The sequence below is a fragment of the Staphylococcus sp. EG-SA-15 genome, assembly GCF_017151895.1.
In the GTDB taxonomy this organism is placed as follows: Bacteria; Bacillota; Bacilli; order Staphylococcales; family Staphylococcaceae; genus Staphylococcus; species Staphylococcus aureus.
In genome coordinates this window covers 1-247 of sequence record NZ_JACVZN010000145.1, presented here as the reverse complement: position 1 = coordinate 247, position 247 = coordinate 1, and the positions used below count along the sequence as shown (strand labels likewise).

The window sequence follows — 247 nt, the reverse complement described above, 5'->3', positions numbered from 1 at the left end:
CAAATAAGTATTATGTTATGTATATAAAGATTAGGAGATGAAGTGAATGAATATTATGTTAACAGGTGCTACAGGTCATTTAGGCACACATATTACAAATCAAGCCATTGCAAATCACATAGATCATCAGTATTATCAAATATCGTTACTAGGTCCGGATAAAGATAAATTTAAAGAAGGAAATAATCCAGGTCTAGATATATTTGTCGTTAGGGAAGGTGACAGTAGGCAAGCTGCGAATTACTCA

Annotated in this window: 1 pseudogene; it reads left to right on the top strand. The window is 32.8% G+C overall.

From position 1 onward, the window contains the following. Positions 1-46: 46 nt before the first annotated feature. Positions 47-247 (top strand): annotated as a pseudogene (locus tag IDG64_RS15350) (hypothetical protein); the annotation flags it as partial.